The organism is Arthrobacter sedimenti (assembly GCF_042652025.1).
Classification (GTDB): Bacteria; Actinomycetota; Actinomycetes; order Actinomycetales; family Micrococcaceae; genus Arthrobacter; species Arthrobacter sedimenti.
Window position 1 is genome coordinate 93,795 of the sequence record NZ_JBHSDQ010000007.1, and the last position, 16,926, is coordinate 110,720.

The 16,926-nt window shown below is 66.2% G+C and carries 16 protein-coding genes and 1 riboswitch; of the genes, 8 read left to right on the forward strand and 8 right to left on the reverse strand.

Annotated features, from left to right (window positions below; genetic code table 11):
* The first annotated feature begins 33 nt into the window (after positions 1-33).
* From ACFO0G_RS15885 to ACFO0G_RS15895, 3 genes are all read left to right on the forward strand, one after another.
* Complete coding sequence (locus ACFO0G_RS15885; protein WP_286401491.1) at positions 34-690, forward strand: TrmH family RNA methyltransferase; 657 nt, start codon at positions 34-36, stop codon at positions 688-690.
* 261 nt (positions 691-951) lie between these two features.
* Positions 952-1,971 (forward strand): class II fructose-bisphosphate aldolase, encoded by a 1,020-nt coding sequence (gene fbaA, locus ACFO0G_RS15890; RefSeq protein ID WP_286401494.1) that lies wholly within the window; start codon positions 952-954, stop codon positions 1,969-1,971.
* Positions 1,972-2,394, forward strand: a complete 423-nt coding sequence (locus ACFO0G_RS15895) for a DUF3151 domain-containing protein (protein WP_286401496.1) — start codon at positions 1,972-1,974, stop codon at positions 2,392-2,394.
* 74 nt (positions 2,395-2,468) lie between these two features.
* Here the strand turns inward: ACFO0G_RS15895 and ACFO0G_RS15900 are convergent, their stop codons facing one another.
* Both ACFO0G_RS15900 and ACFO0G_RS15905 read right to left on the reverse strand, forming a co-directional pair.
* Entirely contained in the window at positions 2,469-3,098 is a 630-nt protein-coding gene (locus ACFO0G_RS15900) for a uracil-DNA glycosylase family protein (RefSeq protein ID WP_286401498.1), read from the reverse strand.
* Between the two features lie 203 nt (positions 3,099-3,301).
* Entirely contained in the window at positions 3,302-4,510 is a 1,209-nt protein-coding gene (locus ACFO0G_RS15905; protein ID WP_286401499.1) for a cobalamin-independent methionine synthase II family protein, read from the reverse strand.
* 13 nt (positions 4,511-4,523) lie between these two features.
* A riboswitch (SAM riboswitch) is annotated at positions 4,524-4,628 on the reverse strand.
* A 231-nt stretch (positions 4,629-4,859) separates the two neighbouring features.
* Between ACFO0G_RS15905 and ACFO0G_RS15910 the strand changes: the two genes are divergently transcribed.
* From ACFO0G_RS15910 to ACFO0G_RS15930, 5 genes are all read left to right on the forward strand, one after another.
* A complete protein-coding gene (locus tag ACFO0G_RS15910; protein WP_286401500.1) occupies positions 4,860-5,924 on the forward strand; it encodes a M14 family zinc carboxypeptidase in 1,065 nt (354 codons plus the stop codon).
* A 236-nt stretch (positions 5,925-6,160) separates the two neighbouring features.
* Positions 6,161-7,450 (forward strand): adenylosuccinate synthase, encoded by a 1,290-nt coding sequence (locus ACFO0G_RS15915; protein WP_286401502.1) that lies wholly within the window; start codon positions 6,161-6,163, stop codon positions 7,448-7,450.
* Between the two features lie 177 nt (positions 7,451-7,627).
* A complete protein-coding gene (locus ACFO0G_RS15920; RefSeq protein WP_286401503.1) occupies positions 7,628-8,011 on the forward strand; it encodes a YegP family protein in 384 nt (127 codons plus the stop codon).
* Between the two features lie 281 nt (positions 8,012-8,292).
* Positions 8,293-8,844: an RNA polymerase sigma factor gene (locus tag ACFO0G_RS15925; RefSeq protein WP_286401505.1), complete on the forward strand. Its 552-nt coding sequence runs from the start codon at positions 8,293-8,295 to the stop codon at positions 8,842-8,844.
* On the forward strand, positions 8,841-9,809 hold the full coding sequence (locus ACFO0G_RS15930; RefSeq protein WP_376978808.1) for a hypothetical protein: 969 nt from the start codon (positions 8,841-8,843) through the stop codon (positions 9,807-9,809). The genes ACFO0G_RS15925 and ACFO0G_RS15930 overlap by 4 nt, the downstream gene beginning before the upstream one ends.
* Positions 9,810-9,870: 61 nt before the next feature.
* Here the strand turns inward: ACFO0G_RS15930 and ACFO0G_RS15935 are convergent, their stop codons facing one another.
* Genes ACFO0G_RS15935 through ACFO0G_RS15960 form a run of 6 tightly spaced genes read right to left on the reverse strand, consistent with a single transcriptional unit; the run spans position 9,871 to position 16,795 of the window.
* Positions 9,871-10,365, reverse strand: a complete 495-nt coding sequence (locus ACFO0G_RS15935; RefSeq protein WP_286401510.1) for a CoA-binding protein — start codon at positions 10,363-10,365, stop codon at positions 9,871-9,873.
* Positions 10,362-11,708: an O-acetylhomoserine aminocarboxypropyltransferase/cysteine synthase family protein gene (locus ACFO0G_RS15940; RefSeq protein ID WP_286401511.1), complete on the reverse strand. Its 1,347-nt coding sequence runs from the start codon at positions 11,706-11,708 to the stop codon at positions 10,362-10,364. The genes ACFO0G_RS15935 and ACFO0G_RS15940 overlap by 4 nt, the downstream gene beginning before the upstream one ends.
* Positions 11,708-12,901, reverse strand: a complete 1,194-nt coding sequence (gene sfnG, locus ACFO0G_RS15945; protein WP_376978811.1) for a dimethylsulfone monooxygenase SfnG — start codon at positions 12,899-12,901, stop codon at positions 11,708-11,710. Before sfnG ends, ACFO0G_RS15940 begins: the two co-directional genes overlap by 1 nt.
* Positions 12,898-14,850, reverse strand: a complete 1,953-nt coding sequence (gene acs / locus ACFO0G_RS15950; protein WP_376978958.1) for an acetate--CoA ligase — start codon at positions 14,848-14,850, stop codon at positions 12,898-12,900. The genes sfnG and acs overlap by 4 nt, the downstream gene beginning before the upstream one ends.
* On the reverse strand, positions 14,841-15,743 hold the full coding sequence (locus tag ACFO0G_RS15955; protein ID WP_376978813.1) for an ABC transporter permease: 903 nt from the start codon (positions 15,741-15,743) through the stop codon (positions 14,841-14,843). Before ACFO0G_RS15955 ends, acs begins: the two co-directional genes overlap by 10 nt.
* Complete coding sequence (locus ACFO0G_RS15960) at positions 15,743-16,795, reverse strand: aliphatic sulfonate ABC transporter substrate-binding protein (RefSeq protein WP_376978815.1); 1,053 nt, start codon at positions 16,793-16,795, stop codon at positions 15,743-15,745. The genes ACFO0G_RS15955 and ACFO0G_RS15960 overlap by 1 nt, the downstream gene beginning before the upstream one ends.
* Positions 16,796-16,926 lie beyond the last annotated feature (131 nt).

The window sequence follows — 16,926 nt, forward strand, 5'->3', positions numbered from 1 at the left end:
GTCTAGTGTTGAAGGGTGAACCAAACGCCCGGCATGACAGACGAACCCGACCACCAGCCCGGGGAGGCCGAACCCGCAAAGGCGGAGGTCGGCGTCGGGCCCTGGGAAGGGGAACTTCCCGAAGGCGACCACTGGGACCCTGATCTGCTGGCCGACGGCGACCGGCGCAACGTCCTGGACAAATACCGCTACTGGAAGCACGAGGCGATCGTCGCGGAACTGGACTCGCGGCGCCACAACTTCCACGTGGCCATCGAAAACTGGCAGCACGACCTGAACATCGGCACCGTGGTGCGCACCGCCAACGCCTTCCTTGCCAAGGAAGTGCACATCATCGGCCGACGGCGGTGGAACCGGCGCGGTGCCATGGTCACCGACCGCTACCAGCATGTCCGCCACCACCCCACCGTTGAGGACTTTGTCCAGTGGGCGCAGGGGGAGGGGCTCGCGATCATCGGAATCGACATCTTCCCGGACTCCGTGCCGCTGGAAACCTACGAGCTGCCCCGGGACTGCGTGCTGGTCTTCGGACAGGAGGGGCCGGGCCTGACCCCGGAAGTCCACCAGGCTGCCGTCGCCACGCTGTCCATCGAGCAGTTCGGTTCCACCCGCTCCATCAATGCGGCCTCCGCCGCCGCCATCGCCATGCACGCGTGGATCCGCCGGCACGTCTTCAACCAGCATGTCTAGGGAAGGGCCGCTTCCTTTGGACGGCCAGGGTGCGGGTGGTGGGCCCACGCCCGCAGGGTTCCCTGGCTGAGCTTGCGAAGTTAGGGTGCGGGTGGTGGGCCCACGCCCGCAGGGTTCCCTGGCTGAGCTTGCGAAGTTAGGGTGCGGGTGGGGCGTAACCCAGAGCACTCCCGGCCCGCTAATGGCTAGGATGGTGCCAAGCCGTAAGCGGTCTACTTGAGGGTCTTCCACCCACAGACGAAACTCAGCAGAGGAGCCAGCATGCCCATTGCAACCCCAGAGATCTACTCCGAGATGATCGACCGCGCGAAGGCGGGCGGCTTCGCATACCCGGCCGTGAACGTCACGTCCTCGCAGACCCTGAACGCAGCCCTCCGCGGCTTCGCCGAGGCCGAGTCCGACGGCATTGTCCAGGTTTCCACCGGCGGCGCAGCCTACTGGTCCGGCGCCTCCACGAAGGACATGGTCGCCGGTTCCCTGGGCTTCGCGGCTTTCGCCCGGGAGGTTGCCAAGAACTACGGCGTTAACGTCGCCCTGCACACGGACCACTGCCCCAAGGACAAGCTGGACGGATTCGTCCTGCCCCTGCTCGAGGCTTCCGAGGCTGAGGTCAAGGCCGGCCGCAACCCGCTGTTCAACTCCCACATGTGGGACGGCTCCGCCGAAACCCTGCAGGAGAACCTGAAGATCGCACGCGACCTGCTGGCACGCACCGCTGCGGCGAAGATGATCCTCGAGGTTGAAATCGGCACCGTCGGCGGTGAAGAGGACGGCGTGGAGAACGCCATCAACGACAAGCTCTACACCACGGTCGAGGACGCCCTGGCCACCATCGACGCCCTGGGCGCCGGCGAGAACGGCCGCTACATCACCGCCCTGACCTTCGGAAACGTCCACGGCGTGTACAAGCCCGGTGGCGTTAAGCTGCGCCCGGAGATCCTGAAGGACATCCAGGCCCAGGTGGGTGCCAAGATCGGCAAGGAGAACCCGTTCGACCTGGTGTTCCACGGCGGCTCCGGCTCCTCCGACCAGGAAATCGCGGACGCTGTTTCCTACGGCGTGATCAAGATGAACATCGACACCGACACCCAGTACGCCTACACGCGTCCCGTGGCGGACCACATGTTCAAGAACTACGACGGTGTCCTGAAGGTGGACGGCGAAGTGGGCAACAAGAAGACCTACGACCCCCGCGTCTGGGGCGCTTCCGCAGAAGCAGGCCTGGCGGCCCGCGTGGTGGAAGCCACCAAGCAGCTCGGTTCGGCCGGAAAGACCTTCTAGATGTCGGACGAGTTCCGCCGGAACCTGATGGGGCCGGAGCCCACGCTCCTGCCCGCCGAGACCGAAGTGTACGGACAGCTGGACGCCGGTCAGGAAGCCCTGGACCTGGTGGAAAAGCACCCAACGTCCTCGCTCCTGTGGGCCATCCTGGCCGAGGAAGCCTGGGCGGAGGGGCGCACCATCGACTCCTACGCCTATGCGCGGGTGGGCTACCACCGCGGCCTGGATTCGCTCCGGCGCAATGGCTGGCGGGGCGTGGGGCCCATCCCGTGGGAGCACGAGCCCAACCGCGGCTTCCTGCGGGCGCTCTACTCCCTGGGGCGGGCGTCCTCGGCCATTGGCGAGGCTGACGAGCCGGAGCGGATCGAGAAATTCCTCAACGACTCGGACCCCAAGGCGAAAGCGGCCATCGAGGGTGCCTGAGGCCCAACGGCCTTAAAGCAGACGACGGCGGGCGGTGACTTTCATTCCGAAAGTCACCACCCGCCGTCGTTCGTTTAAGGTTTGGCGATGCCGGTGCGGGCCATGGCGTCGGCGTAGGCCGTGCGCATGTCTTCGAGGAACTCCTCCTGGCGTGCAGGGGAACCGGCGAACGCGCGGCCGCTCAGCGAGCGGACCTTGTAGGTCTTCAGGCCGCGGCGCCACAGCAGGGGCACCTCGGTCTTCAGCAGCAGGTTGGCCAGGCGGTTGGCTTCAGTGCCGTGCGCCACGATGACCGATGCGCGGGGCACCAGGGCCAGGAACTTCAGCAGGGGCTTCAGGCCGGCCTGAACCTGGTCCGGGGTGAACTTGCCGTTGGGTTCGCCGGGAACGTGCCAGGGGTGGACGTTCCACGGCATCACGAACTCGGGGCGCAGGCCCAGCTTCCACTGGATGCCCAGCATACGGGTGGCGGCGTCCTGGTCGCCGGCGGTGATGAAGCCGGACGGATCCGCCTCACCGATGTTGGAGTAGAGGCTGACAATGCGGCATTCTTCAACGTCGTGCATCGGATCCACGTAGGGGACCACGGTTCCGGGCTTGGTCTCCCGCAGGGAATCGCACAGTTCGTTGACGGCTGCCACGCTGGGTTCGTAGCGGCGGCTCATGAGCTGTTCGTGGAATGTTTCGGGGGCCAGGGCTGTCATGAAGTGCTGGTTCTCCTGCGGGGATTGGCGTTGCTGCCGCCGGCAGATGAGGGCGCGGGCAGGCGCAACGCATCAGCAGCGGTTGGTTGGGGTGGGCCGGACCTCGCCGGCCTTCCCCAGTTTAGCAAGCCCCGGGAAGCGAAACGCCGGCTGCCCCTTTCCGGTGATGGAAGGAACAGCCGGCGCCCGGACTGCAGGCGTATTTACCAGAGCCGGTTGGTGGCGCGGCGGGCACCCTCGCCCAACGCCTCCAGCTTGGCGAAGGCAATCTGCGGGTGCACGCGGCCGCCCAGGCCGCAGTCGGTGGAGGCAATGACGTTCTCCCGGCCCACCACGTCGGCGAAACGGACGATGCGGTCCGCCACCAGGTCCGGGTGCTCCACGACGTTTGTGGCGTGCGATACGACGCCCGGAATGATCACCTTGCCTTCGGGGAGCTTGGTGTCCTCCCAGATCCGCCATTCGTGTTCGTGGCGCACGTTGGCAGCCTCGAAGGAGTAGGCGCCGGCGTTGACCTGCAGCACGGAGCCGATGATGTCTGCGAACGGGATGTCGGTGGTGTGCGGGCCGTGCCAGGAACCCCAGCAGACGTGCAGCCGGATTTGCTCCTGCGGAAGGTCCCGGAGGGCCCAATTGGTAGCCTCGACGCGCAATTGGATGAACTTCAGGTAGTCCTCCAACGACGGTTCGGGGTTGATCTGGTCCCAGCTCTCGGCCAGGGACGGGTCGTCGAGCTGCACGGTGAGTCCGGCGTCGATGATCGCCTTGTATTCCTCCCGCATGGCGTCGGCACAGGCGTAGACCAGTTCCTCGTCGGACTTGTAGTACTCATTGGCCACCCGGGCGCAGGAGCCGGGGGAAAGCGAGGCCACGAAACCGTCGGAGAGGCCCGCAGCGGCCAGCCCGGTCTTCAGGTTCCTGATGTCCGACGCCACAAGGTCCTGGCCCGTGTACGTCAGCGGCCCGGCGATCTTGGGCTGGGTGACCGACTTGCGGTTTGAGAGGATGCCCGAGGACGGATCGCTATAGGCGTCGTTGAACTTCTGCCGGTCGCGGCGGTCCGGAAAGGAGGTCAGGACGATGTGGCCCGGCGAGGAGCGGTGGACTTGCGAGTCGGCCCAGCGGTCCACGTTGGTCGGTTCCAGGCCGCCGAGTCGGGAAAACGAGTAGTTCCACCAAGCGCCGTAGTCCACGGAAGTGGACATGGTGTGGCCGTACTCGCCGTCGTTGGCGATGTCGACGCCCAGGTCTTTTTGTCGCTGGACAATGTCCACCACCGAGGCCTCGAGGAGATCAAGGAATTCCGGGGTGATGCCGTCGGCTTCCTTGGCCGCATTTGCTGCGATGAGTTCCGGGGTGCGGGGGAGGGAACCGGCGTGGGTGACGCGGATGTGGTCGGTGTTCAGGGACATGCTGGAATCTCTCTTTCCATCGGTCCTGGCAGTAGCACCTTCGGCCAGCAGGACTCCTGCTGGACCGTGGTTGCTGCGGCGTCATCGAGCCAGGTCTCTCGGCCGCTCCGGATGGTTCCCTCTCACTTAAAGCGAGAAGCGCGGGTCTGGGCAAGTCCTGTCCGCTTTGTGTCGCACCAGATGCCGGCGCTTACTTCTTCTGTGCTGTTGGCGTACTTACAGCTTTCGTCCAGCGTATTGACAGATTCTGTCCAGCTTGGTTGGCTCTTGTCACAGCCAAATGAGGGAAACGATGGCTGACTGCCCACTCGCACGAAGCGCATCGCACCCAAAGAAGAGGTCATTCACCGTGAACAAATCCCTGGCAACCTTCAGGAACCTTGCCCTTTCCGGCGCCCTGGCGCTCGCCGTCGTGGCCGGACCGGCGCCGCTGGCCATCGCAGTGGGCGAAGGCCCCGGCTATGACGGCAACGGCCAGATCACCACAACAAAACTGGCCACCTATGACCAGATGGTTTCCTTCCTGAAGGACCAGGACGCCAAGCAGCCCGCCATGGAACTGGAAGTCATCGGCCAGACCGTGAAGGGCCGCGACATCCACCTGGTCAAGTACATTTCCGATCCGGCCAAGCCCACCATCCTCTACCTGACCCAGCAGCACGGCAACGAACAGCTCACCACCGAGGGCGCCATGGAGTTCATCAAGCACCTGGGCACCGGCAAATCGGCGGACATCCTCAAAGGCGTGAACATCCTGGTGGTGCCCATGCTTAACGCGGATGGCGCCATGGGGGACGTCAACTTCTCCCTGGACAACTACCTCGCCAAGGGGGACCGGCACCTCACCCGCTACAACGCCCAGGGCGTGGACCTGAACCGCGACCACGTGGCCAAGGTCCAGCCGGAAACCCAGGCGCTGCACAACAACGTGATGCGCAAGTACCGGATCGACTACATGATCGACCTGCACCACCAGGGCACCCGCGCCGAGCGTGACGGCAAGCTGGTCTCCGGCTCCATCCTGTACCCCACCACTCCCAACGCAGATCCCGCCGTCGTCGAAAAGTCGAAGCAGCTGGGCGCCGTGGTCTTCAACAACGTCGACTCGACCGGCTGGGGCCACCTGGGCAAGTACCAGGGCGGCAGCGCCGAGACCATCAGCCGCAACGGCATCTCCGTGGAATACGGCATCGCCACCTTGCTCTTCGAGATGCGCGGCATGTCCGACCACTACCTGGACGGCTACGCGCTGGGCCAGCGCAGCAACGGCTACCTGATCAAGCAGACGGTCACCACGCTGACGTCCACCGCCGCCGCCATTGCGGACGGTTCCATTGCCGACGCCGACACCTCCTTCTGGGACACCCTCGCCGAGCAGACGTCCCGGCCCGCCGGGGAGGCGGACGACGAATAGCGCGCCAAGGGCCGCCGCTGCCCTATACGCCTGAAGGGCAGCGGCGGGCCAAACGGTGGACAAAGTGCCCCATCGGCTAAACTTGGGTGGTAAGAGCCCCGGGACTCTTCCTTCGCCGTGCCGTGCTGCGGCCGCGCGAAGGCCGGTATGTTCGGGGCATTCTCATGAACGGCGCTGCATAGGCCTGCCACCTGGTGGCCGGACCCGGGCAGCCCGAACGAATGGGGGAGGATCCCATGCCAGCAATTGTGATCGTAGGAGCCCAGTGGGGCGACGAAGGAAAAGGCAAGGCCACCGATTTGCTGGGCGGCCGTGTTGACTACGTCGTCAAGCCCAACGGCGGCAACAACGCCGGGCACACCGTCGTCGTGGGCGGTGAAAAGTACGAACTCAAGCTGCTGCCGGCAGGCATTCTCAGCCCCAATGCCGTTCCCATCATCGGCAACGGCTGCGTTGTGAACCTCGAGGCACTCTTCCAGGAAATCGACGGCCTGCAGGCCCGTGGCGCCGACACGTCCAGGCTGCGCGTCTCCGCCAACGCCCACCTGGTGGCCCCGTACCACCAGGTCCTGGACAAGGTGACCGAGCGATTCCTCGGCAAGCGTGCCATCGGCACCACGGGCCGCGGCATCGGCCCCGCCTACATGGACAAAGTTGCCCGGTTGGGCATCCGCGTCCAGGACGTCTTTGACGAATCCATCCTCCGCCAGAAGGTGGAAGGCTCGCTGCGCCAGAAGAACGAACTCCTGGTCAAGGTCTACAACCGCCGCAGCGTGGTGGTTGACGAGATCGTGGAGTACTTCCTGTCCTTCGCCGAGCGGCTCCGCCCGCTGGTCATCGACAGCACCCTGGTCCTGAACTCCGCCCTGGACGAAGGCAAGGTGGTCCTCATGGAAGGCGGCCAGGCGACGTTCCTCGATGTGGACCATGGCACCTACCCGTTCGTCACCTCCTCCAACCCCACCGCAGGCGGCGCATCGGTTGGCTCCGGCATCGGGCCCACCCGGATCTCGCGCTCCATCGGCATCATCAAGGCCTACACCACCCGCGTTGGCGCCGGCCCCTTCCCCACGGAACTCTTCGACGAGATGGGCATGTACCTGCAGAAGACGGGCGGTGAGTTCGGCGTCAACACCGGCCGGCCGCGCCGCTGCGGCTGGTACGACGCCGTCCTGGCCCGCCACGCCTCCCGCGTCAACGGCTTCACGGACTACTTCGTGACCAAACTGGACGTGCTCACCGGCATCGAACAGATCCCCGTGTGCGTGGCCTACGACGTGGACGGAGTCCGGCACGACGAAATGCCCATGACGCAGACCGAGTTCCACCACGCCAAGCCGATCTTCGAGTACTTCGACGGCTGGACCGAGGACATCACCGGCGCCCGGACCCTTGCGGACCTGCCGGAGAACGCGCGGAACTACGTGCTGGCGCTGGAGAAGCTCTCCGGCACCCGGTTCTCTGCCATTGGCGTTGGCCCGGACAGGGACCAGACGATTGTGGTCAACGACCTCATCAACGACTAACCCGCGCTTAGAGCGCAGCATGACGACGGCGGCAGGCCACCTTTGCAGGTGGCCTGCCGTTTGCTTTGGTGCTGGGGTGGAAGCAATTTACACAGGCTTAACGCGGCCGGTCTTGTGAGGCGGCTGGCGTGGCAGCCACACTCGGTAGTACCCCCTGGTGCCCAAGGAAGGACTGTCATGGCTGGAAAATTCGAAGCATTCATCGACGCTGATTCATTCTTCCGGTTCCGGCTCCTGGCTCCTGACGGGGGAGTAATCGCGATCTCAGGCCCGTACGAAGATAAGGCATCGGTGGCGGCCGGGATCGCCGCGGTGCGGGAATGTGCCGGCACCGGCCTGGTCACCGATCTGTGCCCCGCGGGAGCCGTAACCCGTCCCGGCGAAGCGGTAAACCGTCACGGAACCCCGCCCGCTGCCGCGAGTGCCGCGGAGCCGCGGGCCGTCGTCGTGCCCGTCTGCGGCGAAGAGCGCCTGCCCGTCAGGCTGCACGCATTCGCACTGGCCAAGGCGCCCCGACGGCAAGCGACGTCCCCGCGGTGGACCAGGACAGCAGCCCGCTGAAAAAACTTTTGAAAGTTTTTTTGAAAACGCGTAACCCTGACTGCAGCGTTGGCGATTACCCCTATGAAGTGCCGGTCTGGAACCTGTCCCCCATCACGTTCCAGGCCGGCTCTTTTATCTTTCCCCGTGGGTAGCTTCCCCGCCTGACCCCGCACCGGACCGTACCCGGCACCGTGGCGTTCCGGCAGGGTGGTTACCGGAGGGTAGAGTGGGGGCCAGCGTTCCGGATGTACTGAGCGCTTGCCTTGCCAACACCCTCTTTGACGGAAAGCACTACGTCAGTGACCGATGCACAGACAGATGAGGCTCCGGACCAGCCAGTTTCCGGTACCGCTGCCTTCAGCCTCGTCTACAGGACATACGCATCACAGGTACTGGGCTATCTCACGGCCCGGGGAGTCGAGGATCCGGAGGCCGCCATGCAGGAAGTGTTCCTTTCGGTGCTGCCCAGGCTCGACACCGTCCATGGAGGAGAAGCCGGGCTGAAGACCTTTATCTTCTCCGTTGCCCATGCCCGGATGGTGGATGACCACCGCCGCCAAAGCCGGACTCCGGTCAAGCTGTCCTTCGAGCCCGAACTCGACCAGCGCGAAGATACCTCCGCGGAGAAGGAAGCCCTGCGGCGCATCTCGCCCCGGGAAGTCCTTGGGCTGCTGGACGGACTGCCCCAGGACCAGCGGGAAGTGCTGTCGCTTCGGCTGGTGGGCGGCCTTTCCATAGAACAGACAGCGGAAACCATGGATAAGAGCGCCGGTGCGGTGAAACAGCTCCAGCGGCGCGCCTTGCTCAAACTCCGGGAACTTAAGGCAGTGAAGGAGTATCTCACGCCATGACATCCGCCTCGGATAACCTCGCCACCCTTGTGGACGACATGCTCCAGGACGCAGGCTGCGGCCAGGACGCGGAACTTCGTGACGCCCTGCTCTCGCTCGGCACCATGGCATCGCTGCCCGTACCCGCTCCCACCGGGGAGTTGGCCGCATTGCTTGCTGCAGGTGTGCCGCCAACGGCTGAAGTGCCTGATTCGGGTGAGCCGGATGCAGAGCAGCCAGGTGGCCCGCCGCAGGAGGAGCCAGGCGTCCAGCCGCAGGACGAACTTGCCCGCCGCCGTCGCCGCCACCGCCCTACGGCGCTGGGCCTGGTCCTGGTGGCCGGGATGGGACTCGGCGTTGGTGGAGTTGCTGCCAGCACCACCGCTCCCGGGGGCAACGCCATCGAGCAGGTGCTGGAGGAGTGGGCACCGTGGAGCCGGCCTGCCGCCGACGCGTCAGCCGCCGGGGACGGTGCCGGGGCGGCCAGCCCGGGTTACCGCGCGCCTCAAGCGGCGGCAGACGGTGAACCCGCATCAACCGCTGCGCCCGGCGCGGCTGCCGACGCCGCAAATCCGGCGTCCCGGCTCCTGCGGGGTCATGCGGGCCTGTCCGGAAACTTCCCGCCGTGCACCAGCCCGGTGAGGCTTGCCGCCGAACAGGGTACAGCGAAGTGTGGGGCGACCGGGGACAACGGTTCATCCGGGGCAGCTGCACAGGGCAATGGAGCCGGCAGCGGCAAAGGCAACGCGGGACCGGCCGGGGCTGACGGAACGACGGCAGGGCCGGGCTCGCAGGGAGTGGCGAAGGCTGAACCGCCGGCAGCCAGTACTCCGGCCGGGGCCCAGGGGACAGCCGGTGCCGGCGCGCAGAAGCCGGCAGGCTCCGCGGGCAATGCGGGGCAGGGCCAGCCCCAAAGCCAGACACAGGGCCAGTCGCAGGGCGGGAACCCGGGCAACGCGCAGAAGGGTGCCTTCCCCGCGAAATGACCGTTAAAGACGACAGCGGGCCCGTGGCAACGGGCCCGCTGTCGTCTTTCGAAGGGAAGCGTTACGCCAGGACCTGGCGTTTGGAGGAAACCACGCCGGTATCGAAACCGGCCAGGTGAAGTCCGCCATGGAAGCGCGCGTGCTCGATTTTCACGCAGCGGTCCATCACCACATTGAGCCCCGCGGCTTCCGCGGCTGCTGCCACGCCTTCATGCCATGAGCCCAGCTGCAGCCAGAGCGTCTTCGCGCCCGCGGCCACTGCCTCGTCCAGGACACCGGGAAGGTCGTCGTGCTTGCGGAACACGTCAACAATGTCCGGGCTTTCCGGCAGGTCCGCCAGCGAGGCGTAGGTGGGCTGGCCCAGGATCTCCTTGACCACCGGGTTGACGAAGTACACCTTGTAGCGGGTGGAGGACAGCAGGTAGGTGGCCACAAAGTAGCTGGCCCGGGACGGCTTGTCCGAGGCGCCAACAATGGCAATGGACTTCGCCTGCCGGAGCAGGGAAAGCCGCTCCGGTGCGGACGGGCCGGACCAGGTGCGTTCGGCGGTGCTCATGCGTTTGCTCCGATCGTGCAGGCTTCTGCGGGTTCTTCAGCGATGGCTCCGGGCACCGCTTTGGACGCTTCGGTGAGTGCCTGGTCCAGGTCCCACAGGATGTCCTCGATGTCCTCGAGGCCCACCGAGATGCGGACCAGATCCTCCGGCACACCCGCCGATTCAAGCTGGGCCGCACTGAGCTGCTGGTGGGTGGTGGAGCCGGGGTGGATTACCAGGGTCCGGGAGTCGCCCACGTTAGCGAGATGCGATGCCAACTGCAGCGACTCGATGAACTTCTGGCCGGCAGCGCGGCCGCCCTTGACCCCGAAGGAGAACACCGATCCAGGGCCCTGCGGCAGGTACTTGCGTGCCCGTTCGAAGTGCGGGTGCGACGGCAGCCCGGAGTAGTTGACGTAGGCTACCCGGTCATCGTTTTCCAGCCATTCGGCCACGGCCTGTGCGTTCTTCAGGTGCTCGTCCAGCCGCTGCGGCAGGGTTTCGACACCCTGGAGCAGCTGGAACGCCGACTGCGGCGAAAGGGCCGGGCCAATGTCCCGCAGCTGCTCGGAGCGGAGCTTGGTGAGGAAGCCGTACTCGCCGAAGTTGCCCCACCAGGAGACGTTGCCGTAGGAAGCCACAGGCTCGGTCATGGTGGGGAACTTGCCGTTGCCCCAGTTGAACCGGCCGCTTTCCACCACTACGCCGCCCAGTGTGGTGCCGTGCCCGCCCAGGAACTTCGTGGCTGAGTGGATCACGATGTCGGCGCCGTGTTCAATGGGCCGCACGAGGTACGGCGTGCTCAAGGTGGCGTCGACCACCAGGGGGATCCCGGCGTCGTGCGCCACTTTTGCCAGCGCCGCAAGGTCCTGGACCTCCGACGACGGGTTGGCCACTGCCTCCACGAAAATCGCCTTGGTGTTGTCTTGGACAGCCGCGGCGTAGTCTGCGGGGTCCGTGCCGGGGACGAAGGTGGTGTCCACGCCGAACCGGCGGAGGGTCACGTCCAGCTGGGTCACGGTGCCGCCGTACAGCTGGGAGGCTGCCACGATGTGGTCTCCCGCCTGCGTCAGGGCCGCGAAGGTGATGAACTCCGCTGCCATGCCCGACGACGTCGCCACGGCTCCGATTCCGCCCTCAAGGGACGCGATGCGCTCCTCGAACGCCGCGACGGTGGGGTTGCCGATGCGGGAGTAGATGTTGCCGTACTTCTGCAGGGCGAACAGGTTGGCCGCGTCGTTGGTGTCCTTAAAGACGAACGACGTGGTCTGGTAGATGGGGACGGCGCGGGCGCCGTGCTCGGCGTCGGGGGTGCCGCCGGCGTGCAGGGCGCGGGTGCGGAAACCGAAGGTGCGTTCAGCCATCAGACAGCCACCGCTTCGGCGGCAACCGGGGTGCTGGACAGGTCGAGCTCGGTGCCGTTCTTCCGGGCCAGGTCCGCCTCAAGCTCGCGGACGATCGGCAGGATGTCCCGGCCGAAGGCGGCCACCTCCTCCTGGAAGTGCAGGTAGCAGGTGAGGAACAGGTTCACGCCGATCTTCTTGTATTCGACGATCCGTTCTGCGATCTGCTCCGGCGTTCCGATCAGCTGGGTCTTGAAGCCGTCGTTGTACTGGATCAGGTCCTCGAACGTGGAGTCGGCCCACATACCCTTGCCGTCCTTGGTGGAGGCCCCGGCTTCCTGGACCGCGTCCCGGAAGCCCTGCACGGCCGGCTTGTGGGCTTTCTGCACGATTTCCCGGAGCGTGTCCCGGGCCTCCTTCTCCGAGTCGCGGGCGATGACGAAACCGTTCAGCCCGAAGCGCGGAGCGGCCAGCTGGCCCGGGGTGCCGCGGCGGGCTTCACCGGCCGAAGCGACGACGCCGGCAATGTTCTCCTTGAAGCCCTCCAGGTCCTTGCCGTTGGAGAAGTACCAGTCGGCCACCCGGCCTGCAGTGGCCTGGGCCGCCGTCGAGTTTCCGCCAAAGAAGATCTCCGGGTGCGCCCGGCCCGGGACGTCCACGGGAGCGGGGTTCAGGGTGAAGTCGGTGATGTTGTAGTACTTGCCGGACTGGCTGTACTCCTGCTCGGTCCACAGGCCGCGCAGCACGTTGATGAATTCCTCAGTGCGGACGTAGCGCTCGTCGTGCTCCAGCCACTCCAGGCCGAAGTTGGTGAACTCGCTCTTGAGCCAGCCGGAGACGATGTTGACGGCGGAACGGCCGTTGGAGATGTGGTCCGCCGTGATGATGTACTTCGCCAGCACACCCGGGTGCCACATGCCGGGGTGGACGGCGGCGATCACCTTGAGCCGTTCGGTGGCGGCCAGCAGGGCCAGGCTGAACGAGGTAGCCTCGTGCTGCTTGTCCGCCCCGTAGGAGGCGGCGTAACGGGTCTGCGTCAGGGCGTACTCGAAGCCGGACTCCTCGGCGATCCGGGCCAGCTTCTTGTTGTAGTCGAAGTCCCAGCCGGTGCGCTGTTCGATGGTGGACACCACCAGGCCGCCGGAGACGTTGGGCACCCAGTAGGCGAACTTGAGCGGTTCGGAGAGACGTGCGACGTTGCTGGTGTCTGTCATGATTCTTCCTTTGGTAGGGCCCGCTGGCGCAGGACGTCCTGGATGCCGGCGATGGCCGGCTCGTTCTGGAGTGAGGTGGTGTCGCCCAGGGTCGTTCCTTCGAACAGCTGGGTGAGCAGCCGGCGCATGATTTTGCCGCTGCGGGTCTTGGGAACGTCAGGGACCACGACGACGTCGCGCGGCTTGGCGATGGGGCCAATCTCCCTGGCGACGTGGTTGCGGAGCTCCTGGGCACAGTCAGCCGGGGAACCGGCCTTCAGCACCACGAACGCGACGACGGCGTGCCCCGTCTTGGGGTCCGCCACCGGGCAGACGCCGGCTTCCACCACGTCCGGGTGCGATACCAGGGCGGACTCGATCTCGATCGTGGAGAGCAGGTGGCCGGAAACATTCAGGGTGTCATCCACCCGGCCCAGGATCCAGATGTCGCCGTCGGCATCGTATTTGGCGCCGTCGCCGGCCAGGAACCAGCCCTGGTCCGCATACTTGCTCCAGTAGGAATCAAAGTAGCGCCGGGGGTTGCCCCAGACGGTGCGCGCGATGGCGGGTCCGGGGGAGTCCACCACGATGTTTCCCTGGACGCCCGGCGCAACGGTACTGCCGCCGTCGTCCACGATCCTGGTGCTGACGCCCGGCAGCGGGCGTGCCGCGCAGCCGGGTTTGAAGCTGGTGTCCGTGGGCGCGGGGGAGAGGATCGTGGCGCCGGTTTCGGACTGCCACCACGTGTCCACCACCGGTGCGGTGCCGGCGCCCACGTTCTCGCGCAGCCAGCGCCAGGCCTCCGGATTGACCGCTTCCCCAACGGTGCCCAGCAGGCGGATGGAGGACAGGTCGTAGGTGTCCGGAACGCCGTCCGGGAACCAGCCCATGAGGGAACGCACCAGCGTGGGTGCTGTGTAGTACTGCGTCACGCCGTAGCGTTCGATGATCTCGAAGTGCCGGCCCGGATGCGGGGTGTTCGGGGTGCCCTCGAAGATCACCTGGGTGACGCCGTTGGAGAGCGGGCCGTAGATCTCGTAGGTGTGCGCCGTGACCCAGGCAAGGTCCGCGGTGCACCAGTGCACGTCCCGGTCCCGCAGGGCAGGGTCCGGGTTGCTGAACAAGTGCTCGAAACTCCAGGACGCCTGCGTGAGGTAGCCGCCGGAGGTGTGGACCAGGCCCTTGGGCTTGCCGGTGGTGCCGGAGGTGTACATGATGAACAGCGGCGTCTCGGCGTCGAACGCCTCCGGAACGTGGACGTCCGCGGCGGTTTCGACGACGTCGTGCCACCAGAGGTCGCGGCCCTCCGTCATGGGGACGGTTGCCAGGTCGGTGGCCGGGGTGGTGCGGTTGACCACCAGGACGTGCTCGATGGCATTGTCCCCGGCGACGGCTGCATCCGCGTTGTCCTTCACGGGAACGGCCACGCCTCGGCGGAACTGGCCGTCGGTGGTGACCAGGAGCTTGGCGCCGGTGTCCTCCACCCGGAACTTCAGTGCCTCCGCCGAGAAGCCGCCGAACACCAGCGAGTGGATGGCGCCGATGCGGGCCACGGCGAGGGTGATGATGATGGTTTCGGGGATGACCGGGAGGTAGATGACCACCCGGTCGCCCTTGGTGATGCCCAGGGCCAGGAGGGCGTTGGCTGCCTTGGACACCTCGCGCTGGAGTTCGGCGTAGGTGATGGAGCGGCGGTCGCCCGGCTCGCCTTCGAAATGGAGGGCCACTTTGTTGCCGCGCCCCGCGGCTACGTGCCGGTCCACGCAGTTGGCGGCCACGTTGAGCTTGCCGCCTTCGAACCAGGTGATTTCCGGGCCGCGGCCCGCCCCGGCGTCTGCCGGAATCCAGCGGTGCGGGGTATGCCAGGGGGTGTCCCAGTCAAGTCGCAGCGCCTGCTGCTCCCAAAAGGCAACGTTGTCCGGGTGCACGCCTGCGTTCAGGTCCAACGTTTCGGTGGCGCTCAAGCCCATCGTTTCACCGCCCATTTTTCGGCCAGGCCCAGCAGGGCGTCGGTAATCTTTCCAATCACGGCCAGCATCACGATAGCCAGGAGCAGCCGGTCCGTGCGGCCGTTGTTTTGCGAGTCAATCAGCAGGAAGCCCAGTCCCATGGAGGAGGCGATCAGCTCAGCCGCCACCAGGAACAGCCAGGCCTGGGCAAGGGCCAGGCGCAGGCCGGAGAACACGGCGGGGACGACGGCGGGCAACTGCACGGTGGTCAGCAGCCGGATCCCCTTGAGCCCGAAGGCGCGGGCGGCTTCCACCAGGTTGCGGTCCACGTGGCGCAGCGCCAGGGAGACGGTGGTGAACACCGGGAAGAAGGCGCCAATGATGATGAGCGTGACCTTCGAGTCCTCGCCGATCTTCATCCACAGGATCAGCAGCGGCACCCAGGCCAGCGACGGCACTGCCCGGAGTGCGCCGATGGTGGGTGCCAGCAGGGCATCGGCGAGCTTGGACAGTCCCACGGTTGCGCCGAGGACCAGGCCCAGGGCCGCGCCCACCAGGAATCCGATAAGGACCCGCTGGGTGGAGATGGCGATGTGGGTCCCCAGTTCGCCACGGTCCACGAGCTCGCCGGCAGCGGACAGCACCATGGCCGGCGGGGGCAGCTGGACCACGGTGAACATCCCGCTGGTGGAGGCGAGCTGCCACGCTGCCAGCAGGGCTGCCGGAATGATCAGGCCAAGGGGCAGACGCGCCCAGTTCCAGGAACGGACTCCGGCGGGAGACCATCCCGGTGCCGGAGCGCGTGCCGTGCCGGCACCCGCATGGGCGGCGTCTGCCGCGGTTGCGGTGGCGGCTGCAGCACGCCCATCCGCAACACTTGCGCCGGTGGTGTAGGGCTCTCCTTGATGGCTCATCAGGAGGCCTTGATGGCTGACGGATCAGCCTTCTTCACCAGCGAGTCGTCGAGAAGGGAGGCTACGGCGTCGTCAATCTGCTTCTGCGTCTTGACGTCGCCGGTTTCCACGAAAGTGGGGCCGATCTTCTCCAATACTTTGCGCTGCGCGTCACCCGGTGCCGGGTTGACGTCCAGGTTGCTGCGCTCCAGGACTACCGTCTTGGCCACGGAGAGGTCCAGGCCGGCGACGTCGGCCAGGATCTGGGCGGTCTGGTCCGGGTTCTGCGCTGCCCAGGCACGGGCCTTTTCATAGGCGTTCACCACGGCCTGGGCCAGTTCAGGCTTGTTTTTCAGGAAGGATTCGGTGGCGTTGAGGAAGCCGTAGGTGTTGAAGTCCAGGTTGCGGTAGAAGAGCTTGGCGCCCTTCTGCTCCGCCCCTGCCATGATCGGGTCCAGCCCGGACCAGGCCTGGACCGAGCCGTTTTCCAGGGCGGTCCGGCCGTCGGCGTGCTGCAGGTTCTGCACGGTCACGTCGCTTGGCTTCAGTCCGGCCTGCTCCAGTGCCTGCAGGAGGAAGAAGTAGGGGTCGGTGCCCTTGGTGGCGGCAACGGACTTGCCCTTGAGGTCGGCCACAGACTTGATGTCTGAGCCGGCCGGTGCCACCAGGGCTGCCCACTCCGGCTGCGAGAAGATGTCGATGGTCTTGATTTCCGAACCGTTGGCACGGGCCAGGAGTGCCGCGGATCCTGCCGTGGATCCGACGTCGATGGCCCCGGAGCGCAGCGCCTCATTGGCTTTGTTCGAGCCGGCGGACTGGACCCAGTTCACGGTGACGCCCTGCTCCTTGAGGCTCGCCTCGAGCCACCCCTGCTTTTTGATCACCAGGCTCAGCGGGTTGTACGTGGCGAAGTCGATGTTCAGGGTTCCACCGCCTTTGCTGTTGCCGGCCGCCGCCGCACTGCCGGAGGAACCTTCCCCTGCAACGCATCCGGTGAGTGCCAGGACCGTGGAAACGGCGAGGGCTGCGGCGCCCAGGACTGAACGGCGGGAGATGGGCGATGCGTGCGGCATTGGTTTCCTTCGAAAACGGGATGGAACGGTGCGGAAATAGACGGTGCGGAACAGGGGAGGCCAGGCTGCGCCTGCCAAAGGGATAGGGTCCGACGGCGGCGCGGGCCACCGGGGCGGGTGAAGGTTTTGTC

Coding starts and splice junctions, on each gene's coding strand:
- ACFO0G_RS15885 (WP_286401491.1), top strand. CDS start 34: ATGACAGACGAACCCGACCACCAGCCCGGGGAGGCCGAACCCGCAAAG.
- fbaA (WP_286401494.1), top strand. CDS start 952: ATGCCCATTGCAACCCCAGAGATCTACTCCGAGATGATCGACCGCGCG.
- ACFO0G_RS15895 (WP_286401496.1), top strand. CDS start 1,972: ATGTCGGACGAGTTCCGCCGGAACCTGATGGGGCCGGAGCCCACGCTC.
- ACFO0G_RS15900 (WP_286401498.1), bottom strand. CDS start 3,098: ATGACAGCCCTGGCCCCCGAAACATTCCACGAACAGCTCATGAGCCGC.
- ACFO0G_RS15905 (WP_286401499.1), bottom strand. CDS start 4,510: ATGTCCCTGAACACCGACCACATCCGCGTCACCCACGCCGGTTCCCTC.
- ACFO0G_RS15915 (WP_286401502.1), top strand. CDS start 6,161: ATGCCAGCAATTGTGATCGTAGGAGCCCAGTGGGGCGACGAAGGAAAA.
- ACFO0G_RS15920 (WP_286401503.1), top strand. CDS start 7,628: ATGGCTGGAAAATTCGAAGCATTCATCGACGCTGATTCATTCTTCCGG.
- ACFO0G_RS15930 (WP_376978808.1), top strand. CDS start 8,841: ATGACATCCGCCTCGGATAACCTCGCCACCCTTGTGGACGACATGCTC.
- ACFO0G_RS15935 (WP_286401510.1), bottom strand. CDS start 10,365: ATGAGCACCGCCGAACGCACCTGGTCCGGCCCGTCCGCACCGGAGCGG.
- ACFO0G_RS15940 (WP_286401511.1), bottom strand. CDS start 11,708: ATGGCTGAACGCACCTTCGGTTTCCGCACCCGCGCCCTGCACGCCGGC.
- sfnG (WP_376978811.1), bottom strand. CDS start 12,901: ATGACAGACACCAGCAACGTCGCACGTCTCTCCGAACCGCTCAAGTTC.
- acs (WP_376978958.1), bottom strand. CDS start 14,850: ATGGGCTTGAGCGCCACCGAAACGTTGGACCTGAACGCAGGCGTGCAC.
- ACFO0G_RS15955 (WP_376978813.1), bottom strand. CDS start 15,743: ATGAGCCATCAAGGAGAGCCCTACACCACCGGCGCAAGTGTTGCGGAT.
- ACFO0G_RS15960 (WP_376978815.1), bottom strand. CDS start 16,795: ATGCCGCACGCATCGCCCATCTCCCGCCGTTCAGTCCTGGGCGCCGCA.